Raw genomic sequence first — 24,626 nt, 5'->3', positions numbered from 1 at the left:
GAGGAGTCGCAGGGCGTCGGGAGCCCACTCCCTGTCGCGGGGGAGGGCCGTGAGCCCGCCGCCTGTCGCGCCGCCCCCGCCCGGGTTTCCTGGGGCGGGGGCGGAACCGATCCCGCCGCCAGGGGCGTCTTGGGGGGCGTGGGTCAAGGTTCGGACGGCCAGGCCGTCATCCGCTTCCGCGCGGCCGGGGGGTTCCTCCTCCTCGCGCATCTGCTGCTGGTCGGGTGGCTGACTCTGCGCCCGCTGGACGTCCCGTGGATGACAGCCGCGAATCTTCAACCGCTCGCCGGCATCAAGGCGGACCTGTCCCTCGGCCCGGCCGAGGCGGCGCACCGGATCGGTAAGCAACTGTTGTTGCTGGCACCGCTGGGGGTGCTGCTGCCGATGGCCGGGGGCCGGCTCCACGTCTCGCCGTGGGCCTCTCTGGCGCGTACCGTCGCCGCCGGGTCGCTGATCTCGCTGACCATCGAGCTGGCGCAGACCGGGGTGCCTGGGCAGGTCGTCGATGTCGATTCGCTGCTGCTGAACACGGTCGGGGTGGCGTTGGCCCATCTGCTGGTGGTGCCGGTGTTCCGGAAGCGGCTGCGCCGCCGGAAGCAGGAGCAGCTGGTACGGGGGGCGATTCCCCGCCAGAGGGAGGAAAGCTCTCAGGGATCGACCCCGACGATTTCCAGGGTCGGTATCGCACCGTAGAGCGACGCTTTGCCCCCGTTCGCGGAGCCACCATGGAGACATCGGGAGCACGACGGAGCTGCTCCCCAGCAGACGGTTCACGAAGGAGCCCACCATGGCCGCACTTGCCCGCCCCCGTGAAGGACGCATGATCGGCGGAGTGTGCGCAGCGCTGGCACGGCGCTTCGGCACGTCCGCCGGGACCATGCGCGTGATCTTCCTGGTCTCCTGCCTGCTGCCCGGCCCGCAGTTCCTGCTCTACCTGGCGCTGTGGCTGCTGCTGCCGGCCGAGAAGTCGTCGGCGGCGACCGCCTGGTAGGGGGCGTCCGGCGGATCATGGCCGGACATCCCCTCGTCCCTGGACGCACGTGTGGGGCGGGCACCCGGTCCGGGTGTCCGCCCCACGTGCGTGGGTGCGGGGGGGTCAGCCGCCGAGCGGGAGACCGTTGGTCGACAGACCGTTGGCCTTCACGCCGCCGGCGGGCAGTCCGCCGAGCAGGCCCCCCAGCGGTGAGGTGGCGTCGTGGACGACCTTCGTCTGACCGCTGCCGAGGAGCTTGGTGGCCGCGTCCTGGACCGGCAGGCTCTGGGTGGCGGTCCCCAGCGCGGAGCCGAAGGGGGTACCTCCCTGCTCGAGCGGAGCCGAGAGCTTGGGGGAGGGCAGCGCGGACGCGGCGCCGACGGGCAGCGCGGACGCGGAAGCGGTACCGGCGGCGGCAGCGGCGAAAGCGGCGCCGAGAGCGGCGACACCGAGAGTCCTGGCAGCAGACTGCTTCATGTGGAATTCATCCTTGGGGAAGGGGACGCGAGCGGCTCTGCAAACTAGTCAGCCCACGACCTGTCCCGCAAACATGCCGGACACGCCGAACGGCCGGGATTTGATCGTCCCGGCCGTTCGGCACAGAGCGCGAATCAGCCCGCGGGGGACGAAGAGCCGCTGGTCGCAGCGGTCTGCTCGAAGAGCCACTCGGACTTCAGCTCGGCATATCCGGGCTTGATCACGTCATTGATCATCGCGAGACGTTCATCGAAAGGAATGAACGCTGATTTCATGGCATTGACTGTGAACCACTGCATGTCGTCGAGCGTGTATCCGAAGGTCTCGGTCAGCCGCTCGAATTCCTGGCTCATGCTCGTACCGCTCATCAGCCGGTTGTCCGTATTCACGGTGAGGCGGAAATGGAGCCTCCGCAGCAGCCCGATGGGGTGGTCGGCGTACGAGGCGGCGGCGCCGGTCTGAAGGTTGGAGGTCGGGCACATCTCCAGCGGGATGCGCTTGTCCCGTACGTACGAGGCGAGGCGGCCGAGCGTCACGCTGCCGTCCTCGGCGACCTCGATGTCGTCGATGATGCGGACGCCGTGGCCGAGGCGGTCGGCGCCGCACCACTGGAGCGCCTGCCAGATCGACGGCAGACCGAAGGCCTCGCCCGCGTGGATGGTGAAGTGGTTGTTCTCGCGCTTGAGGTACTCGAAGGCGTCGAGGTGGCGGGTGGGCGGGTAGCCCGCCTCGGCGCCCGCGATGTCGAAGCCGACGACGCCCAGGTCCCGGTAGCGGTTGGCGAGTTCGGCGATCTCCAGGGCGCGGGCGGCGTGCCGCATCGCGGTGAGCAGGGCGCCCACCCTGATCCGGTTGCCGTCCTGACGGGCCCGGCGCTCGCCCTCGCGGAAGCCCTCGCTGACCGCCTCGACGACCTCTTCGAGGGTCAGCCCGGATGCCAGGTGCTGCTCGGGGGCGTACCGCACCTCCGCGTACACGACACCGTCCGCGGCCAGGTCCTCGGCGCACTCGGCGGCCACCCGGAACAGGGCGTCCCGGGTCTGCATGACGGCACAGGTGTGGGCGAACGTCTCCAGGTATCGCTCCAGCGAACCGGAGTCGGCCGCCTCGCGGAACCAGATGCCGAGCTTGTCCGGGTCGGTCTCGGGAAGGGCTTCGTAGCCCGCTTCACGGGCCAGGTCGACAATCGTGCCGGGGCGCAGACCGCCGTCGAGGTGGTCGTGGAGCAGCACCTTGGGGGCGCGTCGGATCTGGTCGGCGCCGGGCACATGGAGGGTCGGGCTCATCATCTGTGCACTCTAGCGCCTACGCGCGTAGAGCGCCGTGCACCGATGCGTAACAGTGACCGCGAATAGGGGTGGCGTACACCTCTTCTTCTGACACTGTTCCGTCATGGGACAGCGCGCACTTCCCCTGCCTGCTCCGAGGCTGGGACGGGCCGTGAAGACGGCCGGAGCACAACCTGCGGTCAGCGGAGTGGTCCTGCTGCTCCCGGACGGCGAGGCCGACTCGCACCGCCGCCCTTCCTCCCTGTCGTACGCACTGCAGCTGCCGCTCGCCCGGACCCTGGCCCGCGCGGGCCAGGACGACGGGCTGGCCGCGCATGTCGTGCGCTACCGCTGCCGGGGCTGGAACGCCACGGACGCGCAGCTCGCGGCGGACGCGGAGTGGGCGGTGGAGGAGGTCGTACGACGGTACGGCGACATCCCCGTCTGCCTGGCCGGGCACGGCATGGGCGGCCGGGCGGCGCTGCGCGCGGGTGGCCACGGGGCGGTCAGCTCCGTTCTGGCGATGGCGCCTTGGCTGCCCGGGGAAGCCTCGGCGGAAGCGGAACCGGTGAAGCACCTGCTGGGCCGCCAGGTATTGCTCGTCCACGGCACGAACGACAGCCGGTCCGACCCGGAGCTGTCGTTCCGACTGGCCGAGCGGGCCAAGAAGGCCAACCGGGACACCTGCCGCTTCGAGGTCCACTCGGACGGCCACGCCCTGCGCCAGCACCGCGCCGAAGTGTCGGCGCTGGCCGTGGACTTCGTCCGGGGATCGCTGTTCGGCCGGGCCTACGCCCGCCCGGTCGCCGACGCCCTGGCGGCGCCCCCGCCGCTGGGGCTGCGGATGCCGCTGGCGGCGGGGTTCGGGCGGTCGCTCGGGCGGTGAGGGACGGTGACCCGACCTCAGCCGGAGGAGACCGCCCACACAAAGACGGTGGCCACATCACCGGCATCCTCGTCCGCAAGCAGCGTGTGGGTGAACACGCCGTTGGTCACTGAGCCGGCCTCATACTTCTGCGCGACCGACACATCATGTCCCGCCTTGGTGGCGAAATCGGAGAACTCGGCGCGCACGTCAAGGCCAGGGAGCGCCTCCACACCCATCTGCGCGAAATACCCGTCCCTCTGGTCCTGCGGTATCCGGAAGGCGAAATACGTCGATCCCGCCGGTCCGCCCCCCGGGCCGTCGGCACACCGGAACACTTCGGACGTCCCGGCAGGGACGGTCACGACCTCGGGTGCCGCATACGCCTGAGAGCCTGTCGGGTGACCTTCGATCGGAAAGCGGACGTGGTCTGGTGCGTACGATTCCAAGGCGCCGGAAGGCCCTCGGATGGGGTCTCCCCTGCTCGAACGAAGCTGAGAGCTTGGGGAAGGAGCTACTAGGGCATTTCGGCAACGCGGGAAGCGTGCGTGCCAGGGCGTGGCCGCCCGATCAGAGGCCACCCGACAGGCTCTGAGCCAGCGACCGGCTTCACGAGCCCGTCCTGGTCGGGTCGTACTTTCAGCAGGCATGCGGCCTCGACGTTGTCCGACGTGACTTCTTCGAGGCAAAGTGATGAAGACATCACACTCGCCCCCGTCACGGCTCCGGGTCGTGACGAGGGCGTCCGGACAGCTCTCCTGCGGGAGGCGTCAGTTGGCGGGGGCCTGGTAGAGGCCCCGGCCGGCGCGGTGCGCCCGGGAGGTGGCGACGAGCCGGTCGAGGGTGCTGCGTACGGTGTTGATGCTGTTGGGGGTCAGCTCACGCCCCAGAGCCTTCGTGACCTCACGGGCACGGACAGGGGTGTCGCCGAACCCGGACAGCACCTTCATGGCCATCTCGGTGAGGCTGCCACTGTCGTCGACGGCCGGAGCGGCGGTGTCGGTCTTCTTCGGTGCCTTGGCCTTGGCGGGCTTGGCGGGCTTGGCGGTCGCGGCGGACTTGGTGCCCTTGGCGGCGACGGCCTTCTTGGCAGGCTCGGCGGACTTGGCGGCGACGGCCTTCTTGGCCTGGCCGCGCTCGGTCTTCGGCTTGGCGGGAGCCTGCTTGCGGCCCTTGGGCACAGACGCCTTCCGGGCGGTGCGGCGCGCAGGGGCGGCCGCTGCCTGCTCCTGCGGGGCCTCTGCCTGGACGGCGGAGTCGATGGACTCCTGCGCCTGCCGCGGAATCCTCGGAGCGACAACGCTCTCCGCTTCCGCCTCAGCGTCGACCTCTGCCTTGACGTCCGCTGCCTTGACGTCCTGCGCCTCCGTGTTCGAGGAGGGAACAGGAGCAGAAGACAGCGCACGCAGAGCTGTCAGAGCAGTCCGCATCGACTCCAGACGTTCGGTGACAGTCGCGAGTTCTTTCTCCAGGGCTTGCTGGTGCTGTTCCAGGCGGGGAAGTTCCGCCTGCAGCAAGGCAGTTGTGGCATCGATGGTGCCCAGTGCGTTGGTCTCGGAGGTCATGTTGTCACCCTTCTGTCCCGGCCGACTGTTGGTGACCGATGTGTTGCAGCGTAAGGGGTGTTGTGTTGTGGCCGGAAATCGCCCCTCCGGTATGTGCTGCCAAGAGGCACCGTCAGCACTGGCGGCAAGTCTCCGGAACTCCGTACCGCGCGCCCCGCAGACCGAGTGGGCAACGCTCTTTTGGCCGCTCACGCTTCACCGGCCGGGCACTCCGCGCACTGTCTCTGGCCGGTACGGGAATCGCCACAACCTGGTCTTCGGTAGCCCGCCGGTTGATCTGCTGTGCTTGCATGACCGCAAACTGTCGTGGCGGCGGAGGAGGACGGTCAGGTAAGAGCCTCACCGAGCGTCCGTGTGCGCGGGTCAGGCTGCGGCGCGCGCCGCTCACCGGTGCGTTCCAGGCCCAGTCGCAGCGCCGTGGCGATCAGCGCGGCGACCGCGAACCCGCTTCCTGCCCAGGCGAGTTGACGGACACCGTACTCGGCCATGACCCAGCCCCCGACCGCGGTTCCGACGGTGATGCCGAGGTTCGAGAACGAGATGAAGAGGCTGTTGCCGAACTCGGGCGCGTCGACGGCGTCCCTCCCCAGCCAGCTCTGGCTCACGATGAGCCCGCCCGAGTGCACGGCCCCCCAGACCAGTACGGCCAGAACCATCGGCGCGAACATGGGGCCGACGGCGTACAGGAGCACGTAGACGAGCAGGCACAGGACCGGGTAGGCGACCACGGTACGGAGGAGGCTGCGCCGCAGCAGACTGCCGAAGGCGAAGTTCCCGAGGATCATCACGATACCGAACGCCATCAGCATGGCGCTGACCCAGGTGCCATCCATGTGCGCGACCTGGCCCAGGTACTCGGCGAAGTAGCCGTAGACCGAGAACATCGCGGCGAAGACGAGGACGACGGACGCAATGGTCAGCCACATCCGGGGCCGCTTGAGAACGCTCAACTGGGCGCCGTAGGAAACCCGTTGCCCGACGGGCATCGGCGGTACGAACCGCAGGATGCCGAGGAAGGCGATCAGGTTGACGAGCGCGCCGAACCAGAACGCCGACGCCAGGGACACGTGCTCGGCGAGGTACGAGGTCAGCGGCACGCCGAAGGCGAAGCCGAGGGTGACACCGCCGAACACGGTCGTCGTGGCCCGGGTCGCGTCCTCGGCGGGCACCAGCTGTGCGGCGGTCGCGAGCGCGACCGCGAAGAACACCGGATGGAAGAGGGCGGGAACGACGCGGAAGGCCAGCATCACCTCGTACTGCGTGGTGAGCGCGTAGACGGCGTTGGAGGCGGCGAACACCGCGATTGCGGCGGCGAGCACCTTCTTACGGTCGATGCCGGAGGCGAGCAGTGTTGTGAACGGCCCGGACACGGCGATGACCAGGGCAAAGGCCCCGACGAGCCACCCCGCGGCGGACGGCGTGACACCGAGCTCGGCCGAGACCTGGGGGAGCACGCCGACCATGCCCATCTCGGTGGTGATGATCCCGAACACGCCCAGGGCGAGCACCAGGACGGTGAGGGAGGTCTTTCTCATCGCGACCTTTCATCAAATCTAGAAAAGTAGATGCATTGAGCTGTGGGAGAGGACATACGCGGGAATCGGGCGGGCCGCGGGCGGGCTACAGCTCGTCGCGGACGTGCGTGGCGAACTCGGCGATCACTGGTTCGTTGCGTCGGTAGTAGGTCCACTTGCCGATGCGTTCCGAGGTGAGCAGCCCCGCGTCCTTCAGGGTCTGCAAATAGCCGGACACCACCGACTGGGCCAGCCCGGCACGCTTCTGGATGTCACCGACGCACACACCGATGTGGAAGCCGAGCCCCTGCTGCCGGTAGGAGTCCTCGTCGAAGTACTTCGCCGGATCCTTGAGCCACTGCATGAACTGCAGGCGTGCGGGGTTGGCGAGCGCCTTGTGTACAGCCAGGGGGTCCATCGGCCTGCCTTTCCGTCCGCCTCTCCATTGGAACGCATCTAGCTTTCGCGATATGTAGTGGCAAGTCAAATCGCGCGACCCTCGCTTTCTCCAGGTGATGTTTCGATGCAGCAGGGAGTGGCGGAGTGGTTGATGTCGACCAGAGTCGTCGGCATTTCGAGCGTCGCGAAGCGATCAGTACCGACGCCGAGCGCGTCGCTCGCCTCGTCGTCGGCGATCAGCGCCTCCGCGTGGACGGAGAGGGCGGCACGCACCCGCCGGTCGGCGAACATCGCCTCGACCGCGTCCGCCGGCATGCGGACGATGTCGCGCATGTGGATCCACATCGCTTCGACCCGGTCGCCCGCCGGCCCCCGCATCCCCGTCCGCGGGTCAGTCCGGCAGCAGATGCCCCCGGCGCGACAGCAGGAACTGCTTGAACGCCGCCACCGGAGGTGTGTCCGGGTGGCCGTCCAGCCAGGCCACGCCGATCTCGCGGGCCGCGCGGGGCGCCGTGACCGTCAGTTCGACCACGCCCGGGCGGGCCACCGCCGGGGGCGGCAGCAGGGCGACGCCCAGGCCCGCCGCAACCAGGCCGCGCAGGGTCTCCGCCTCCTCGCCCTCGAACGCCACACGCGGGGTGAAGCCCGCCTCGGCGCACAGGTCGTCGGTGATCCGCCGCAGGCCGTAACCGGGCTCCAGGGTCACGAACGCCTCGTCCGCCGCCTCCACCAGGCGGATCCGCCTGCGGGAGGCGAGGCGGTGGTCCTCCGGGACGACCAGACGCAGCCGCTGCTCGTCGAGGCGGCGGGCGACCAGGTCGGGGGCGTCCGGGACGGGGGAGGTGAGGCAGAGGTCGAGGCCGCCGGCCCGAAGGCGTTCGATCATCGCCTCGCCGTAGTTCTGCACGAGCTGGAAGCGGACCCGGGGGTGGTCGGCGCGGAAGGCGCGGAGCAGGGCGGGGACGGTCTCGGAGCCCATGGTGTGCAGGAAGCCGAAGGCGACCTTGCCCGCCGTCGGGTCGGCGTCCGCCCGTACCGAGTCCGCGGCCCGCTCCACCTCGGTGAGGGCCCGCTCGGCGGAGCCCAGGAAGGTGCGGCCCGCGGGGGTGAGCGAGACGGTACGGCCCTTGCGGGCGAACAGGGCGACGCCCAGGTCCTGTTCCAGTCTGACCATGGCCCGCGACAGCGTGGACTGCGGGACGCCGAGCTCGTGCGCGGCGCGCGTCACATGCTCGTGGCGGGCCACCGCCTCGAAGTACGCGAGCCGCGGCGCGAGCACTGCGCGAATGTCTTCTTCGTAACTACTCGGTGACAGCCGAGGCTGTGAGCTGCGTTTATGCACCATGGGATTGATTATCGCAAGTTCGTGCATTGGACGCATGAATCAGAGAGATCTACTTTCGAGGTATGCCTCCTGCCAGTACCAAGGCGTCCACGCTCACGCTGGACGCCTCAGCCCCTTCATCGCCCGTCGCGCCCGTTTCCTCCCCTGACCGGCTGGAGCCCGGCCGGCCCGGCTACCGCCGGATGAGCTTCGCGCTCTTCGCCGCCGGTGTCGCGACGTTCGTACTCCTCTACTCCACCCAGGCGCTGCTGCCCGCCGTCTCCGCCGGATTCGGCGCCACGGCCGGACAGGCCAGCTGGACGGTCTCGGCGGCGACGGGTGCGCTGGCGCTGTGTGTGCTGCCGATGAGCGCGCTCTCCGAGCGGTTCGGGCGGCGGCAGATGATGACCGCGTCGCTGACGGTCGCGGTACTGGTCGGGCTTCTCGTCCCCTTCGCCCCCTCGCTGGGCTGGCTGATCGCCCTGCGCGCCGTCCAGGGCGCGGCCCTCGCCGGACTTCCCGCCTCCGCGATGGCGTACCTCGCCGAGGAGGTGCGGCCGAAGGCGCTGGTCGCCGCGATCGGACTGTTCGTGGCGGGCAACAGCATCGGCGGCATGAGCGGCCGCATCCTCACCGGCTGGATCGCCCAGCTGTGGGGCTGGCGGGCGGCGCTCGGCGCGGTCGGGCTGCTGGCCGTGGCCTGCGCGGTCGTCTTCCACTTCATGATCCCGAGGGCCCGTAACTTCACGCCCGGCACGCTGAACCCGAAGGCCCTGGCCAAGACGGTGGGCGGGCACCTCGCCGACCCGCTGCTGCGCAGGCTGTACGCGATCGGCGCACTGTTCATGACGGTGTTCGGCGCGGTCTACACGGTGATCGGCTACCGGCTGGTCGGGGAGCCGTTCAACCTCCCGCAGGGCGTCATCGGCTCGGTCTTCCTGGTCTACCTCGTCGGTACGGTGTCGTCGGCGGCGGCGGGCAGGCTCGTCGCCCGGCTCGGCCGCCGGGGCGCCCTCTACCTGGCCGTCTCCACCACGGCCGCCGGTCTGCTGCTCTCCCTCGCCGACCAGCTGATCGCCGTACTTCTCGGTCTGGTCCTGATCACGGCGGGCTTCTTCGCCGGGCACGCGGTCGCCTCGTCGTCCGTGAGCCGGACCGCGACGACCGGCCGGGCGCAGGCATCGGCGCTCTACCAGTCCGCGTACTACCTGGGCTCCAGCGCGGGCGGCACGCTCGGCGCGATCGCTTTCCACGCCGGTGGCTGGGCGGGCACGGTGACGCTGGGGCTGCTCGCGGTCCTCGGCGTCGTCTCGATCACGCTGTACGGGTCGCGGGTCGCCCGCGCCGAGCGGCGCCGCCTCGTCCCGATGGTGTCAGTACAGAACTGAGACATACACCCGCACAACCACCGACTCCCCTTCGCGCGTCTATCAGGCGTAATCAACGCACTGCGGCGCGAAGGGGAGTTGGCGTACATGGCAGTCGTAGGGAACATACGGGGAGTCCGGACGCGGCGCGCGGTCGCGCTGTCCGTCGCCGGGCTGATGGCGGCGCCGGCGCTCGTCCTGGGCGGTGGCACGGCGGCGCAGGCGGCGTCCTGCACCACATCCACCGGGCCGTACCAGAAGCAGGTCGAGAACTATCTGCACCGGCCGGTCGACGGGAAGCAGTCGGCCGCCGACTGCACGGCGATCCAGTCCTTCCAGCGCACCTACGGGGTCACCCCTGACATCGGGTACGCGGGACCGGTCACCTGGCGGACGATGAAGACGCTCACGGCCCAGAAGGCGGCCGGCACGAACCCCAACAAGGACAAGAAGTGCCCCACGGACAAGGGGCGCATCGCGTGTGTGGACCTGACCCGGCAACTCAGCTGGATCCAGGACGGATCGAAGCTGAAGTTCGGTCCGGTGCCGATCCGCAGCGGGCGGAACGGGTACGAGACGCGCACCGGTTCGAAGAAGATCTACCTGCGGCACATCAAGCACTGGTCGTCGCTCTACCACGTGTGGATGCCGTACTCCCAGTTCTTCGACGGCGGGCAGGCGTTCCACTCGGTGAATCTGAAGATGTGGAACCCGCCCGGCTCGCACGGCTGCGTCAACATGCGGGACGCGGACGCGAGGACGTACTGGAACCTGCTGAAGAACGGCGACGACGTGTACGTGTACGGGCGCAAGCCCGGAACGTGACCGGAAATGGGGGACGTGGCCGGAGAGCGGGCGGCTTCGGCACTTCCCGCCCCCGTTGTCAGTGGCCTGCGGTAGCTTCCGAAGTGCCGAAGTGAGCGGCGTCACAGCACAACAGGGGTGGAACGATGAGTGATCTGACGGCAGCAGCGGATATCGACAGCCGTCTGGAGGGACACCGGGTCGAGCTCACCGGTTACTGCTACCGCATGCTCGGCTCCGCCTTCGAGGCGGAGGACGCGGTACAGGACACGCTGGTGCGCGCCTGGCGGAACTTCGACAAGTTCGAGGGCCGTTCCTCGCTGCGCTCCTGGCTGTACCGGATCGCCACCAACGTCTGCCTGGACATGCTGAACGCGGGGAAGAAGCGGGCCCGCCCGGTCGATCTGACGGACCCGACACCGCTCGACCGGGCCGCGCTCAACCCGCTCCCGGAGAACACCTGGCTGGAGCCGATGCCGGACGGGCGGATCCTGCCGTCGGTGGCCGACCCGGCGGAGGCCGCGGTGGCGCGGGAGTCGGTGCGGCTGGCGTTCGTCGCCGCGCTGCAGCATCTGCCGCCCAGGCAGCGTGCCGTGCTGATCCTGCGCGAGGTGCTGGCGTGGAAGGCGAGCGAGGTCGCCGAACTGCTCGACACGTCGGTCGCCTCGGTCAACAGCGCCCTGCAGCGGGCGCGGGCCACGCTCACGGACCATCGGAGCGCGGCCACCGACACCGCTGATCCGCTCGACGAGAAGCAGCGCAAGCTCCTTGAGCGGTACGTCGCGGCGTTCGAGGGCTACGACATGGCGGCGCTGACCGCGCTGCTCCACGAGGACGCCGTGTTGACCATGCCGCCGTTCGACCTCTGGCTCCAGGGGCACGACGACATCACGGGCTTCATGGGCTCCCTCGGTGCGAGCTGCGAGGGTTCCCGCCTGGTGGCGACCACGGCCAACGGCACCCCGGCGTTCGCGCACTACAAGCCGGATCCGGACGGTCCGGGATTCGTGCCGTGGGCGGTGCAGGTCATCGACATCTCGGACGGTGCGATCACCGGCATGCACTGCTTCCTGGACACGCCCCGCTGGTTCCCGCTCTTCGGCCTGCCCGACCACCTCGAGGCCGAGGCGGCGTGACGCGGCGGCCGCGGCTGCGGCACGCGCTGGTGGCGGGCTGGGTGGTGCTGGCGCTCGGCGGCTGGGGGATCACGCAGTGGCTGGGTGAGCCCGTCGCCACCGAGGGGCCCGGCCCGGTCCGTCCCCCTGCCCCCGGCGCCGAACCGGGACCGCAGCCGGAGCACTGGTACGACGGCGCCTGCGCCGGCGACGCGAAAGCGACGCTGGCACCGCACCCCCCGGCCTCGGCAGCCCCGCAGGTCGCGGTGTACTGCATGCGGGCCGGCTGACGCCGGGGAGCGGGGCCGGGCACCTCAGCCCTGCTCCCCCAGGTCCACCACGTCGGCCAGCCCCACCAGGTCCAGCAGATGCTGCAGTCCGGGCGGCACATTGCGCAGCCGCAGCTGTCGGCCGCCCGCCCGGCGCGCGATGAGCCCCAGCCGCGCTATCGCCTCGACCAGGGCCAGATCCGCCTGTACGACCCCGCCCACATCACAGTCCACCCCGGCGTCCGGGTCGCGGATCGTGCCCTCGGCGTCGTACAGCAACGATTCGAGCTCGGCGCAGAGTCCCGGGACGGCGGCGCGCGTGACGCGGCCGGTGACGACCAGAACGATCGGGGTCATGGCTTCCACGTCAGGAAGACCGGCCGGGCAGCCGGAACTCATCGCTGAGCGGTCCCGCTCTTCGTGACGCCTCTCAGCCGGCGGGGAAGACCCCGGTGTCCAGATCCAGCGCGAACGGCTCGGGAAGCCTCAGCTTCTCCCCGTACTCGACCGCGTCCAGAACCCGATAGGTGCCCTCGGCGGGTTCCCCGTACAGGGTGGCGGTGGGGCGGCCGGAGTGCCAGGGATCGAGGAGCAGGAAGAGCTCGACGCCGGCCTTCGCGTATCCGTGCGCCTTGCCGATGCGGTCGTGGTTGGCGTTGGCCTGCGAGGTAATCTCGACGACGAGCCGCACCTCTTCCGCAGGAACGCGGTTGCCCGGTCCGGTCGCCACGGCGCGCGGCAGGACGACGAGATCGGGGATGTAGAGCCCGGCCCGGCCCGGCACGGAGACGCCGAGGGTCTGGTAGATCTCCCAGTCCTCCGGGATGACGGTGTAGAGCCGGCGCTGCAGCAGCGCCGCAGTGGTGTTGTGGTCCTTGGACGGCGGTGGCGACACGGTGACGATCCCCTCGATGATCTCCACCTTGCAGCCCTCGGGTGCGTCCGTCTCCTCCCAGATCCGGACGAGGTCGTCCCAGTCCTGGCCGTGGCCCGGCACGGGGTCGACAGTGAGTGCGCTCATGGCGGTCTCCTCTTGGCGGTGCGTCACCGAGTCCAGCATGCCGAACGGGACCGGCGGGAGTCCACCGGCCCCGTTCACCCGTACGGGAAAGCTCCAGGTCAGGCGATACGTTCCCGCACCACAGGGGTGGCGGTGAAGTCCGTACCGGCCGGGGCGATGTCGAACGAGCCGGGCAGGGCCTTCAGTGCGTACTCGAACTTCTCCGGGGTGTCCGTGTGCAGGGTCAGCAGCCGCTGTCCCTCGGTCACCGGGTCGCCCGGCTTGGCATGCAGCTCGATGCCCGCACCCGCCTGCACCGGGTCCTCCTTGCGCGCCCGGCCGGCGCCGAGGCGCCAGGCGGCGACGCCGATGTCGTACGCGTCCAGGCGGGTCAGTACGCCGGAGGACGGCGCCGTGACCACGTGCTGTTCGCGGGCGACCGGGAGCGCGGCGTCCGGGTCGCCGCCCTGGGCGGAGATCATCCGGCGCCAGACGTCCATCGCGGAGCCGTCGGCCAGGGCCTTCTCCGGGTCGGCGTCCTTGAGCCCGGCCGCGTCCAGCATCTCGCGGGCCAGGGCGAGGGTGAGGTCGATGACGTCCTTCGGGCCGCCGCCGGCCAGGACCTCGACCGACTCGCGCACCTCCAGGGCGTTGCCCGCGGTCAGGCCGAGCGGGGTGGCCATGTCGGTGAGGAGCGCGACCGTCCGTACGCCGCTGTCGCTGCCCAGCGCGACCATGGTGGAGGCCAGTTCGCGCGCGTCCTCAATGGTCTTCATGAAGGCGCCGGAGCCGACCTTGACGTCCAGGACGAGCGCCCCGGTGCCCTCGGCGATCTTCTTGGACATGATCGAGCTGGCGATCAGCGGGATGGCCTCGACGGTGCCGGTGACATCGCGGAGCGCGTACAGCTTCTTGTCGGCGGGGGCCAGCCCGTCACCGGCGGCGCAGATCACGGCGCCGGTGGTGTCCAGGACGCTGAGCATCTCGGCGTTCGAGAGGTGGGCGCGCCAGCCGGGGATGGACTCCAGCTTGTCGAGCGTGCCTCCGGTGTGGCCGAGACCGCGGCCGCTGAGCTGCGGCACGGCGGCGCCGCAGGCGGCGACCAGCGGGGCGAGCGGCAGGGTGATCTTGTCGCCGACGCCGCCGGTGGAGTGCTTGTCGGTGGTGGGGCGGGAGAGCGCGTCGAAGTTCATCCGCTCGCCGGAGGCGATCATGGCGGCGGTCCAGCGGGCGATCTCGGTGCGGTTCATGCCGTTCAGCAGGATCGCCATGGCCAGCGCGGACATCTGCTCGTCGGCGACCTCGCCGCGGGTGTAGGCGTCGATGACCCAGTCGATCTGCTCGGGGCTCAGCTCGCCTCGGTCCCGCTTGGTGCGGATGACGGAGATGGCGTCCATGTCCTGGGAGTCCTTCCGGCCGGTACGTGCGCAAGAGTCCCGAATGACTCTACGCGCATAGAGAGTGGGAACGGGTGTGGCCCTCCCGAAGTTTCAGGAGGGCCACGGGAGTTCTGGGCCTGCCTTGCGGATCAAGCCGGGCCCGCGGGCCCTGGCACGCACCCTGATCCGGCCTGATCCGAAAGCAAAGCTCTACCTGAGATGGTCCGGCCCGAATGCCTGCGGCAGCATCTCGTCGAGCGTACGGAGGCCGTCCGGGGTCTCCAGGACGAGCTCCGGTCCGCCGAACTCGTACAGCAGCTGACGGCACCTGCCGCAGGGGACCAGGATCTCGCCCGCCCCGTCCACACAGGTGAAGTGGGTCAGCCGGCCGCCGCCGGTGGCGTTCAGCTGCGAGACCAGGCCGCACTCGGCGCACAGGCCGAGTCCGTACGAGGCGTTCTCGACGTTGCAGCCGACCACCGTGCGGCCGTCGTCGACGCGCGCCGCAACGCCGACCGGATAGCCCGAGTAGGGGGCGTACGCCCGGGACATGGCGTCCCGGGCGGCGACGCGCAGGGCGTCCCAGTCGACGTCGTCGGTCGCGGTCACTTGCCCTGGCCCTTCCGGTACCGCATGCCGTCCGCCTTCGGCATCCGCAGCCGCTGCGCGGAGAGCGAGAGGACGAGCAGCGTGACGATGTACGGGGTGGCGCTCACGAACTCGGTGGGCACCGTGTCCGTGGCGAGGTACCAGACCAGTACGGCGGCGGCGATGACGGCGCTGACCGCACCCTGGACAAAGCTCTTGCGGTAGAGCTTCCAGGCGGCGAGCGCGGCCAGCACGACCACCAGCAGGAGCAGCAGCGCGTGGACGGACTCGCCGCCGTTGCGCAGCTGGAGCGCGTCGGCGAAGCCGAACAGGCCCGCGCCCATGGCTAGTCCGCCGGGCCGCCAGTTGCCGAAGATCATCGCGGCGAGACCGATGTATCCGCGGCCGCCGGTCTGGCCCTCGTTGTAGATGTGCGAGGTGACCAGGGAGAGGAAGGCGCCGCCGAGTCCGGCCATGCCGCCGGAGATGATCACCGCGATGTACTTGTAGCGGTAGACGTTCACGCCGAGCGACTCGGCGGCGATCGGGTTCTCGCCGCAGGAACGCAGCCGCAGCCCGAACGAGGTCTTCCACAGGACGAAGAAGGTCACGACGAAGAGGACCGCGGCCAGAACCGTCAGCAGCGACACATTGGTGACCAGACCGCCGATGACACCGGCCACGTCGGAGACGAAGAACCAGTGGTGCTTCTCGATCGAGTGCAGCCAGTCGGACAGGCCGGGGATCGTCACCGAGGTGATGTCGTCGGACGGTGGCGACTGCTTGGGGCTGCCGCCCTTGGCCGCCGCCTCGCCCGTGTTGAACCAGAGCTTGGCGAAGTAGGTGGTGAACCCGAGCGCCAGGATGTTGATGGCGATACCGGAGATGATGTGGTCGACGCCGAACGTGACGGTCGCGACGGCGTGCAGCAGCCCGCCGAGCATGCCGCCGATGACACCGGCCAGCACGCCGAGCCAGGGGCTGGTCTGCCAGCCGGCCCAGGCACCGAAGAACGTACCGAGAATCATCATGCCTTCGAGGCCGATGTTGACCACACCGGCCCGCTCGGCCCACAGGCCGCCGAGACCGGCGAGCCCGATCGGCACGGCCATCGCGAGCGCCGCGCTGATCTGCCCGGCCGAGGTGACGTCCTGGGCGCCGGTGATGGCGCGTACCGCGGACAGCGCGAGCAGCGCGCCCGCGACGATCAGCAGAACGACGGGGAAGGAGAGGCGGGTGCGGCCGCCCTTGCCACCGGCGACCTTGGGGGCGGCGGGCGGCGGGGTGGAAGTCGCCGTGGCGGTCACGCCGACACCTCCTGCTGGTCGGAGTTACGGGCGGCCTGTGCGGCGAGTTCCGCGCCGACCTTGCTCTGCTGGCGCCCCAGTCCGTAGCGGCGGACGACTTCGTAGGCGATGACGACGCACAGGACGATGACGCCCTGGATGACGCCGACGATCTCCTTGTCGTACCCCTCGAACTCGAGCTTTCCGGTACCGCGCTCCAGGAAGCCCCAGAGCAGCGCGCCGAGCGCGATGCCGATGGGGTGGTTGCGGCCGAGGAGGGCGATGGCGATACCGGTGAAGCCGATACCGATGGGGAAGTCGCCGCTGTACTCGTAGCTGTCGTTGAGCAGCGTCGGCATACCGACCAGACCGGCCACCGCGCCGGAGATCAGCATCGACGTGACGACCATCTTCTTGACGTTGACACCGCTGGCCTCGGCCGCGGAGCCGGACTGGCCGACCGTACGCAGATCGAAGCCGAACCGGGTGCGCGAGAGCGTGAACCAGTAGGCGATGCCCGCGACGACCGCGACCACGATGAAGCCCCAGACGGGCGTCGGGGTGGTCGGGAACTCGAAGAAGTGCGAGGACTCCGGGAGCGGGGTGGTGGAGATCTTCGTGCCGGCCACGTCGAGGTGACCGAGGCGGCCCTGCTGGAGCAGGTAGCCGATGATGGCGGTCGCGATGGCGTTCAGCATGATCGTCGAGACGACCTCGCTGACGCCCCGGGTGACCTTGAGGACACCGGCGATCCCGGCCCACATCGCGCCGACGATCATCGCGGTGAGGATGATCAGCGGGATCTGGAGGGCGCCCGGCAGGGTCAGTGCGCCACCGACGGCGGCGGCGAAGAAGGCGGCAAGGCGGTACTGGCCGTCGACGCCGATGTTGAAGAGGTTCATCCGGAAGCCGACGGCCACCGCGAGACCCGCGAGGTAGTACGTCGTCGCCTTGTTGAGGATGTAGACCTGGCTGTCCGACTTCACCCCGTAGTCGAACATGATGCCGAACGCGCTGAATGGTTCCTTGCCGCTGGCGGCCAGCACGAGGGCGGTCACCAGGAAGGCGACCACGATCGCGAGTACGGGGGCCGCGATCCCCAGGAGCAGCCGCTCCTTGTCGAACTTCTTCATCGGTCCTCTCCCCCGTCCCGGGGGTCGGTGTCGGCGGCGTCCGGACCGGACTCCGCATCCGTCCCGGGCTCGGCGGGCGCTTCGAGATGGCCGGAGGCCGCTCCCGTCATCGCCGAGCCGAGCTCCTCCGGGGTGATGGTCGCCGGGTCGGCGTCCGCGACCAGGCGGCCGCGGTACATGACGCGCAGGGTGTCGGAGAGCCCGATCAGCTCGTCCAGGTCGGCGGAGATCAGCAGCACCGCCAGGCCCTCGCGGCGCGCCTCGCGGATCTGGTCCCAGATCTGCGCCTGCGCGCCGACGTCCACGCCCCGGGTGGGGTGCGCGGCGATCAGCAGCTTCGGGGCGTGGCTCATCTCGCGGCCGACGATCAGCTTCTGCTGGTTGCCGCCGGAGAGCGAGGCGGCGGTGACCTCGATGCCGGGGGTACGGACGTCGTACTCGCGCACGATCCGCTCGGTGTCCGCGCGGGCGGCCTTGAGGTCGAGGAACGCGCCCTTGCTGTTGGGGCGTTCGGTGACATGGCCGAGGATGCGGTTCTCCCAGAGCGGGGCCTCCAGCAGCAGTCCGTGCCGGTGGCGGTCCTCGGGGATGACAGCCATGCCGTCCTCGCGGCGCCCCCGCGTAGGCATCCGGGAGATGTCCGCGCCGTCCAGGGTGAGTACGCCGTGGTCCGGGTGGCGCATGCCCATGACGGCGTCGACCAGTTCGGACTGGCCGTTGCCCTCGACGCCCGCGATGCCGAGGACCTCGCCCTTGTGGATGGTGAAGGTGATGCCGTCGAGCACGGCACGCACCACCCCGTCCGGGTCGGTGGCGGTCAGCCGCAGGTCGTCGACGGTGAGCATCGGCGTGTCGGTGACGGTCGACTCGCGGGTCTCCGGCGACGGCAGCTCGCTGCCGACCATCAGCTCGGCGAGCTGCTTGGGCGTGGTGTTCGCCGGGTCGGCGGTGCCCACCGTCGTACCGCGCCGGATGACGGTGATCTCGTCGGCGACCGACAGCACCTCGCCCAGCTTGTGCGAGATGAAGATGACGGTCAGGCCCTCGGCCTTGAGCTCACGAAGGTTGTCGAAGAGTGCGTCGACCTCCTGCGGCACGAGGACGGCGGTCGGCTCGTCAAGGATCAGGGTGCGGGCGCCGCGGTAGAGGACCTTGAGGATCTCCACGCGCTGGCGGTCGGCGACACCGAGGTCCTCGACCATGGCGTCCGGGCGGATCCCGAGGCCGTACGCGTCCGAGATCTCCTTGATCCTTGCGCGGGCCCGGTCGCCGATCCCGTACAGCTTCTCGGAGCCGAGGACGACGTTCTCCAGGACGGTGAGGTAGTCGGCGAGCATGAAGTGCTGGTGCACCATGCCGATGCCGCGCGCGATGGCGTCACCCGGGTTGTGGAACGAGACCTGCTCGCCATCCACCGCGATGGTGCCCTCGTCCGGCTTCTGCATGCCGTAAAGGATCTTCATCAGAGTGGACTTGCCGGCACCGTTCTCGCCGACGAGAGCGTGGACGGTGCCGCGACGCACGGTGATGGCGATGTCGTGGTTGGCCACGACCCCGGGGAACCGCTTGGTGATGCCGCGGAGCTCCACGGCATGGGGACTGCTGGACGCGTTGATGGCGCACTCTCCTTGGCAGGAGCGGAGGGCGGAGGGCGGAGGCGGTGGGGCGGGAGGCGGTGGGAGCGGAAAAAGGTACCGCGTCCGGCACGCGCTACGCGCGTAGCGCCACCGAATCGTTGGCCACCCGACAACGGGTGACCGACAGTGTGCGTACGGCTACGTTCCGGGCCCGGCCGGAAGCCGTACGCGACTCGGGGCCCGGCCGAGCAGCCGAAGCAGCCAGGGGGTGCCCGCGACATCCCGCCGTCCGCCCGAAGGGCGGGGCCCGCGGCGTCCGGCGCGTGCGATCGCAAGGCGGAGGATCATCCTCGTACTGGACGTACGTGGATGACTCCGACAACACTGCGAGCGTGCGCGCCAGGCGTCGCGGGCCAGGCGGGACGTCGCGGGCACCCCCTGGCCCGGGCCCCGATGGACGGGTCGGATCAGGTCGTGGTCTTGACCGTGACCGTGCCGTCGACGATCTTCTTCTTCGCCTCGTCGAGCTTCGTCTGGACGTCCTTGAGGTGGTCACCCGTGGTGGTCAGCGAGACGCCGCCCTTGGCCAGGGAGTACGCCTGGACGCCGGTCACCGGCTTGCCGTCCTTGACGGACTTGACCAGGTCGTAGACACCGGCGTCGACGTTCTTGACGACCGAGGTCAGGATCGTGTCCTTGTACTTCGCCAGCGCCGGGTCCAGGGCCTGGTCGGAGTCGACACCGATGGACCAGGCGCCCTTCTTGCCCGCGACGGCCTCGATCGAACCGGCACCCGAGCCGCCCGCGGCGGCGAAGATGACGTCCGCACCCTTGTCGAGCATGCCCTTGGCAGCTTCCTTGCCCTTGTCGGGGCTGCCGAAGCCGGACAGGTCCGAACCGGTGGACAGGTACTGGATCTGCACCTTGGCCTTCGGGTTCGTGTCCAGGACACCCTGCTGGAAGCCCGCGGCGAACTTCTTGATCAGCGGAAGGTCCACACCGCCGATGAAGCCGACCTGGCCGTCCTTCGACTTCAGCGCCGCCGCGACACCGGCGAGGTACGAGCCCTGCTCCTCGGTGAAGACGATGGAGGCGACGTTCTTCACGTCGGAGACCGAGTCGACCAGACCGAAGTTGACCTTCGGGTACTTCGGGGCGATCTTGTCGACCGCGTCCTTGTACGCGAAGCCGATCGCTATGACCGGGTTGTAGCCGCCCTCGGCGAGCGACTGCAGACGCTGCTCACGGTCGGCCGGGGTCTCACCGTTCTTGGCGGTGAGCTCCTTCGTCTGGGCCTTGAACTCGGCCTTGGCCTTGTCCAGACCACGGGCGGCGGAGTCGTTGAACGAGTTGTCGCCCCGGCCGCCCACGTCGTAGGCCATGCCGATCTTCATCTGGCCCTTGTCGGAGCTGGTGCTCTCGTCGGACGAGCTGCCGCACGCGGTGGCGGTGAGCGCGAATGCTGCAGTGATGGCACACGCAGCGGTGATCTTGGATACCCGGCGCAAGGGAAGGCTCCTTCAAACCTGACCGAAGCGCCTCTTCCGGCGCTGGTTTCGCCGTGATCGTAACGCGCGTAGATGTCAGATAAAGCCCTGTACGGAAGCCGTTATCGGATCGTCGCGAACGGGGGGTGACCTGTCCGGTTACGAACGGTTGCCGTCGAGCAAAGCCGCGGCGGTGAAGAGCTCCACGCCAACGGTGATCGCCTCCTCGTCCGCGTCGAAATCGCCCCGGTGCAGATCAAGGCGCCGGGTGTCGCCGGGCGTGCGCACCCCGAGCCGCGCCATGGCCCCCGGGACGTGCTCCAGATACCAGGAGAAGTCCTCCCCGCCGAGGCTCTGCTCGGTGTCCTCGATTGCATACGATCCGCGGCGCCCGGTCATCGCGGCGGCCAGCAGATCGGTCACGGCCGGATCGTTCACGACGGGCGGGACCCCGCGGATGTAGTCGATCACCGACTTGGCCCGGTGCATTCCGGCTACCTCGTCGATCGCGGCGTGGACCAGGTCCGGCGCCTCCCGCCAGGCCGCCAGGTCCAGGCAGCGGACCGTTCCCGACAGCTCGGCATGCTGCGGGATCACATTGCACGCGTGCCCGGCCTCCAGTCGCCCCCAGGTCACGGCGAGCCCGGCCCGCGCGTCGACCCGCCGCGCCAGCAGCGCGGGCACCTCGGTGGCCACCTTGGCGGCGGCGGTGACCAGGTCGGTGGTCAGATGTGGCCGGGCGGTGTGCCCGCCGGGCCCGTCGAGCGTGACCTCCAGCCGGTCGCAGGCGGAGGTGATCGCCCCGACCCGCAGCCCGATCCTCCCCACGTCGACCTTCGGGTCGCAGTGCACCCCGATGATCCGCCCGACGCCTTCCAGCACCCCGGCCTCGATCGCATCGGGCGCGCCGCCGGGCAGCACCTCCTCGGCGGGCTGGAAGATCAGCCGCACGGGGTGCGGCAGCAGCCCCTGCCGGTCGAGCTCGGCGAGCACGAGCCCGGCGCCGAGGACAGTGGTCGTGTGAATGTCGTGCCCGCAGGCGTGCGCCCGGTCGGGAACGGTGGACCGGTACGGGACGCCGGCCTTGGTGTCCGGAATGGGCAGGGCGTCGATGTCCGCGCGCAGGGCGAGCATGGGCCGGGTGTCACTGCCCGCCCGTCGCCCACCACCACCCTTGTCCGAGCTTCGCGCCCCTCCCGATGTACCCACGTCGCACAGGAGCCCGGTTCCGGTGGCGAGCACCCGGGGCCGGAGCCCGGCCTTCTCCAGCCGGGCCTTGAGGGCAGCGGTGGTGCGGAACTCCTGGTTGCCGAGCTCGGGGTGCATGTGCAGATCGCGCCGGAACGCGATCAGCTCGGCCCGCAGGGGTTCGGGCAGCGTGCCGGGCAGGGCGGCGTCCTCGGGCAGGCCGGCATCGGAATCGCGGGACATCAACTGGTTCACCTGGTGAAGGGTAGGCCCCTTCACCCCTCAACTGACCACAGATCAACAAAAGTTCAGCCGCATAGAGGAACAAAATGTGGCGTCGGAGCGTGTGCCGTGAGATGGGGTTGGGTAAACTCCCCCATTTTCCTCCGATACCCCCGCAGTCCCGCTCCGTGGTGCGCCCGGTCTACGCCGCGTCGCCGACGCGCTCGATTCGACTGCGCCGTGGACAGCGTCGGTCCCGGCCGGGGCCATTTGCCACGGCTCGCGGTCCGTGCGCCGTCCCGGGGCCACGGTCCGGCCGGCGGCGCCTACGCCTCTGTGACCGCCGTCGCCCGCCACGGTGCGAGGCGCTGTACGTCGCGGGCCGTCTCCGTGACACCGCTCAGGAAACCCTGCGCGCGTGGCGACGCCGTGTCGCGCAGCCACTCCGGGGCGATGTCACCGCCTGCCGAAGGTTCTGGCGCGAGCACCTCACCGCGCTCAAGACGCTGCTTGAGTCCAGCGGTTGAGCGTCTCGCTCCCGTCGTCGTAGGTGAGCCAGGTCCCGTCGCCGAGCGGGCGCACACAGCTGTCGACAGGGCCCGCGGGATACGCGACCGTCCCGCGTATCTCCAGGGTGCGGGCATCGAGCAGCCAGTGGCGGGCCCGCTCCGGGTCCTCGTCGGATTCGACTGTCGAGGCGATGACGGTGTCGGCGTCGACAAAGCCGCAGCCGTAGTCCCAGCAGGGAGAGTCCTCCTCGTCGGTCGGCTCGGGCTCCCCGTCGGCGAGCACAGCGCCATCCAGGGCGTGCAGTTCCAGGTCTGCTCCGTAGTGCTCGACCGTCAGGTAGCCGGGATGCCCCGCGTGGACGTCCATCAGGATGCGGTCCATGGTCTCGTTGTCCCAGCCGGTCAGGTTCTTGCCGTCCCAGCGTGCCCAGTGGAGCAGGATGCCGTCCTGGCCCATACCGATGCAGAGACCCATGTGGACACCGTCCGGGTGGGAGAGGTGGTGCGAGCCGGCGGCTGCGCTGTCCAGCGGCAGTCGGGCCAGCTCTCGTCCGTCACAGGCGTCCAGGACGACCCAGCACTCCCCCCAATTCCCGTCCTCCGGCTCGACCACGACATGCGCCCAGACGAGCCGACCGTCGTCGGAGACCCGGCATGACCCGTGCTCGAGGCCGCGGCACACCTCCTGCTCATCCCCCGTGTGCGCGTGACCGATCTCGGATCCCCAGCAGCCGTGCCGGTACTCCCACAGCGTCTCTCCGCCCACGCCCACGGCCCGCACCGCGCGCTGACCCGAGAACACCGCGAACGTGCCTTCAGGGCTCACCGAATGGACACCACGGTCCCACCCCGGCCAGGGAAGTGGGAAGACCGCGGTCGGCGCCCGCTCCCCCGCGAAGACCTCGTACAGGTCGTATACCTCCAGCTCATGCCCGTTCCGGAGGAGGGCGCGGCGAGGCCCGTCTCCACGGCTCTCGAAGGCGAAGCCGTTGACCAGTGCGCCCCCATCCGGCAGCCTCACCGAGTCGCGCAGATGTGCGGTGATCGACATGGTCATGAAGGTATAGGACCTCTCTGACAGCGTGGCCGGTGTCGAGCGCTCGGACACCGCCCGTTCCCCTTCGTACCGTGACCTCTCCACCGGGTCGCGGATTCCCGCGACCCGGTCCCTTGCGGCGCGGTGGGCCGCGACGCGGTGACGCACGACGTAAAGGTCTTTGAAGTACCCGGGGAAATCACCCTTCCCAACCCCACCCGGCCTCCCGTCACCCACACGGGTGAGATTGGTCAATTCGGCTGGATTCGCGCCTGGTTGGTCGGCATATGCTCGCGGCGACCAACAACCCCAGACATGCGACGGCCCCCGGCCAGGACGCCAATCCTGATCGAGGGCCTGACCACCGAGGAAGTAAGGGCTTCCCGATGGATACCCAGCAGGTTACCGCGCCCTCGCGCGCCCCGTCCCGCGTACGTGGCATCGCCACGCCGTCGTCCGGTGTCGTGCACATCAACTCCCGTCACACCAGCCGCTTCACGGTCGTCGGTAACCACCTCACCCAGCATCGCGAGCTGTCCCTCACCGCGATCGGACTTGCCACGCACATCCAGTCGCTGCCCGCCGGAGCCAAGATCGGCATCAGGTTCCTCGCCGACCGCTTCCCGGAGAGCGAGGTCCGTATCGCCGCCGCCCTGCGCGAACTCGAGGCCCACGGTTACTTGCAGCGCACCCGGGAACGGCTCCCCAGCGGCCAGGTCGTCACCCGCACGGTCTCGTACAACCAGCCGAGCTCCGAGGCCAGCCGCCCCCCGGTGTCCAAGCCGCAGCCCAGGCCCGAGCTCGGTCCCCGCCGCACGGCGCCCAGGTGTCCGGCCGCGGCCACGCCCCCGACTCCAGCACCGGCACCCGCCCAGCCCTCGGCACCGGAGCCCACCCCTGCCCCCACACCCCGGCCGGACGCGCAAGCCCCCGCACCCGCCCCCGAACCGCAGCAGGCGCCCACGCCCCCGCGCCCGCCGCTGCCCCAGCCGCAGGTGCCCGACCTGGACCGTCACCGCGCGGCCGCCGAGCTCCTGGCCGACCTACGCCGCCACGAACCCCGCCTGCTCCTGGCCGAGAACGACATCCACCGCCTGACTCCCGCCGTCGCCGCCTGGCTGGAACGCGACGCCCACCCCGACGCCGTACGCCACGCCCTCACCACCAACCTCCCCGGACACCTCAACCCGGATCCACCGGCTTGATTTCGGGTTGATCGTTTCGGGGGTGTGCAGGCCGTGTCGGGGCTGGGTTGCGGATTCGGGCGTGGGGTGGCCGCTG

26 protein-coding genes are annotated in these 24,626 nt (G+C 69.9%); 8 read left to right on the top strand and 18 right to left on the bottom strand.

Annotated features, from left to right (window positions below):
- Positions 1-138 precede the first annotated feature (138 nt).
- A complete protein-coding gene (locus ACWD6R_RS25885; RefSeq protein ID WP_451820889.1) occupies positions 139-693 on the top strand; it encodes a VanZ family protein in 555 nt (184 codons plus the stop codon).
- 94 nt (positions 694-787) lie between these two features.
- Positions 788-991: a PspC domain-containing protein gene (locus tag ACWD6R_RS25880; protein ID WP_451820888.1), complete on the top strand. Its 204-nt coding sequence runs from the start codon at positions 788-790 to the stop codon at positions 989-991.
- A gap of 105 nt (positions 992-1,096) precedes the next feature.
- Here the strand turns inward: ACWD6R_RS25880 and ACWD6R_RS25875 are convergent, their stop codons facing one another.
- Positions 1,097-1,450, bottom strand: coding sequence for a hypothetical protein (locus ACWD6R_RS25875; protein WP_451820887.1), 354 nt, complete (start codon positions 1,448-1,450; stop codon positions 1,097-1,099).
- Between the two features lie 134 nt (positions 1,451-1,584).
- Positions 1,585-2,739, bottom strand: coding sequence for an adenosine deaminase (locus ACWD6R_RS25870; protein ID WP_451820886.1), 1,155 nt, complete (start codon positions 2,737-2,739; stop codon positions 1,585-1,587).
- A gap of 187 nt (positions 2,740-2,926) precedes the next feature.
- On the opposite strand from ACWD6R_RS25870, the gene ACWD6R_RS25865 reads away from it, so the two are divergent.
- Positions 2,927-3,604, top strand: coding sequence for an alpha/beta hydrolase family protein (locus ACWD6R_RS25865; RefSeq protein ID WP_451820909.1), 678 nt, complete (start codon positions 2,927-2,929; stop codon positions 3,602-3,604).
- Between the two features lie 17 nt (positions 3,605-3,621).
- Here the strand turns inward: ACWD6R_RS25865 and ACWD6R_RS25860 are convergent, their stop codons facing one another.
- From ACWD6R_RS25860 to ACWD6R_RS25835, 6 genes are all read right to left on the bottom strand, one after another.
- Positions 3,622-3,948 (bottom strand): hypothetical protein, encoded by a 327-nt coding sequence (locus ACWD6R_RS25860; protein WP_451820885.1) that lies wholly within the window; start codon positions 3,946-3,948, stop codon positions 3,622-3,624.
- Positions 3,949-4,353: 405 nt separating this feature from the next.
- Entirely contained in the window at positions 4,354-5,148 is a 795-nt protein-coding gene (locus ACWD6R_RS25855) for a hypothetical protein (protein WP_451820884.1), read from the bottom strand.
- Between the two features lie 326 nt (positions 5,149-5,474).
- Positions 5,475-6,683, bottom strand: a complete 1,209-nt coding sequence (locus ACWD6R_RS25850) for an MFS transporter (RefSeq protein ID WP_451820883.1) — start codon at positions 6,681-6,683, stop codon at positions 5,475-5,477.
- 85 nt (positions 6,684-6,768) lie between these two features.
- Positions 6,769-7,080, bottom strand: coding sequence for an ArsR/SmtB family transcription factor (locus ACWD6R_RS25845; protein ID WP_358861369.1), 312 nt, complete (start codon positions 7,078-7,080; stop codon positions 6,769-6,771).
- A gap of 65 nt (positions 7,081-7,145) precedes the next feature.
- Complete coding sequence (locus ACWD6R_RS25840) at positions 7,146-7,394, bottom strand: hypothetical protein (RefSeq protein WP_451820882.1); 249 nt, start codon at positions 7,392-7,394, stop codon at positions 7,146-7,148.
- A 58-nt stretch (positions 7,395-7,452) separates the two neighbouring features.
- Positions 7,453-8,406 (bottom strand): LysR family transcriptional regulator, encoded by a 954-nt coding sequence (locus ACWD6R_RS25835; RefSeq protein WP_451820881.1) that lies wholly within the window; start codon positions 8,404-8,406, stop codon positions 7,453-7,455.
- Positions 8,407-8,468: 62 nt separating this feature from the next.
- On the opposite strand from ACWD6R_RS25835, the gene ACWD6R_RS25830 reads away from it, so the two are divergent.
- The 4 genes from ACWD6R_RS25830 (at position 8,469) to ACWD6R_RS25815 (ending at position 11,961) form a co-directional block, all read left to right on the top strand.
- On the top strand, positions 8,469-9,773 hold the full coding sequence (locus ACWD6R_RS25830) for an MFS transporter (protein WP_451820880.1): 1,305 nt from the start codon (positions 8,469-8,471) through the stop codon (positions 9,771-9,773).
- Positions 9,774-9,860: 87 nt separating this feature from the next.
- Positions 9,861-10,577, top strand: a complete 717-nt coding sequence (locus tag ACWD6R_RS25825; RefSeq protein ID WP_451820879.1) for a L,D-transpeptidase family protein — start codon at positions 9,861-9,863, stop codon at positions 10,575-10,577.
- Positions 10,578-10,702: 125 nt separating this feature from the next.
- Positions 10,703-11,692 (top strand): sigma-70 family RNA polymerase sigma factor, encoded by a 990-nt coding sequence (locus tag ACWD6R_RS25820; RefSeq protein WP_451820878.1) that lies wholly within the window; start codon positions 10,703-10,705, stop codon positions 11,690-11,692.
- Positions 11,689-11,961: a hypothetical protein gene (locus tag ACWD6R_RS25815; protein ID WP_451820877.1), complete on the top strand. Its 273-nt coding sequence runs from the start codon at positions 11,689-11,691 to the stop codon at positions 11,959-11,961. The genes ACWD6R_RS25820 and ACWD6R_RS25815 overlap by 4 nt, the downstream gene beginning before the upstream one ends.
- Before the next feature lie 24 nt (positions 11,962-11,985).
- Here ACWD6R_RS25815 and ACWD6R_RS25810 read toward each other — a convergent pair whose 3' ends face one another.
- The 10 genes from ACWD6R_RS25810 to ACWD6R_RS25765 all read right to left on the bottom strand — a co-directional run bounded on the left by ACWD6R_RS25810 (position 11,986) and on the right by ACWD6R_RS25765 (position 23,360).
- Positions 11,986-12,297, bottom strand: a complete 312-nt coding sequence (locus ACWD6R_RS25810) for an STAS domain-containing protein (protein ID WP_451820876.1) — start codon at positions 12,295-12,297, stop codon at positions 11,986-11,988.
- 73 nt (positions 12,298-12,370) lie between these two features.
- Entirely contained in the window at positions 12,371-12,961 is a 591-nt protein-coding gene (locus ACWD6R_RS25805; protein WP_451820875.1) for a Uma2 family endonuclease, read from the bottom strand.
- A 98-nt stretch (positions 12,962-13,059) separates the two neighbouring features.
- Positions 13,060-14,337: a thymidine phosphorylase gene (locus ACWD6R_RS25800; protein WP_451820874.1), complete on the bottom strand. Its 1,278-nt coding sequence runs from the start codon at positions 14,335-14,337 to the stop codon at positions 13,060-13,062.
- 192 nt (positions 14,338-14,529) lie between these two features.
- Complete coding sequence (locus tag ACWD6R_RS25795; protein ID WP_451820873.1) at positions 14,530-14,928, bottom strand: cytidine deaminase; 399 nt, start codon at positions 14,926-14,928, stop codon at positions 14,530-14,532.
- Positions 14,925-16,214 carry an ABC transporter permease gene (locus ACWD6R_RS25790; protein WP_451820872.1) on the bottom strand — a complete coding sequence of 430 codons (1,290 nt, stop codon included), beginning with the start codon at positions 16,212-16,214 and terminating at the stop codon, positions 14,925-14,927. Before ACWD6R_RS25790 ends, ACWD6R_RS25795 begins: the two co-directional genes overlap by 4 nt.
- Positions 16,211-17,326 (bottom strand): ABC transporter permease, encoded by a 1,116-nt coding sequence (locus ACWD6R_RS25785; RefSeq protein WP_451820871.1) that lies wholly within the window; start codon positions 17,324-17,326, stop codon positions 16,211-16,213. Before ACWD6R_RS25785 ends, ACWD6R_RS25790 begins: the two co-directional genes overlap by 4 nt.
- Complete coding sequence (locus tag ACWD6R_RS25780) at positions 17,323-18,915, bottom strand: ABC transporter ATP-binding protein (protein ID WP_451820870.1); 1,593 nt, start codon at positions 18,913-18,915, stop codon at positions 17,323-17,325. Before ACWD6R_RS25780 ends, ACWD6R_RS25785 begins: the two co-directional genes overlap by 4 nt.
- Positions 18,916-19,370: 455 nt before the next feature.
- A complete protein-coding gene (locus ACWD6R_RS25775) occupies positions 19,371-20,411 on the bottom strand; it encodes a BMP family lipoprotein (RefSeq protein WP_451820869.1) in 1,041 nt (346 codons plus the stop codon).
- 138 nt (positions 20,412-20,549) lie between these two features.
- Complete coding sequence (locus ACWD6R_RS25770) at positions 20,550-21,821, bottom strand: amidohydrolase (RefSeq protein ID WP_451820908.1); 1,272 nt, start codon at positions 21,819-21,821, stop codon at positions 20,550-20,552.
- Between the two features lie 477 nt (positions 21,822-22,298).
- Positions 22,299-23,360: a hypothetical protein gene (locus tag ACWD6R_RS25765; RefSeq protein WP_451820868.1), complete on the bottom strand. Its 1,062-nt coding sequence runs from the start codon at positions 23,358-23,360 to the stop codon at positions 22,299-22,301.
- Positions 23,361-23,731: 371 nt separating this feature from the next.
- On the opposite strand from ACWD6R_RS25765, the gene ACWD6R_RS25760 reads away from it, so the two are divergent.
- Positions 23,732-24,550, top strand: a complete 819-nt coding sequence (locus ACWD6R_RS25760) for a helix-turn-helix domain-containing protein (RefSeq protein WP_451820867.1) — start codon at positions 23,732-23,734, stop codon at positions 24,548-24,550.
- Positions 24,551-24,626 lie beyond the last annotated feature (76 nt).

The sequence above is a fragment of the Streptomyces sp. NPDC005151 genome, assembly GCF_053599875.1.
The sequence above is the reverse complement of the archived record's forward strand: the minus strand, read 5'-3'. Positions and strand labels throughout refer to the sequence as shown.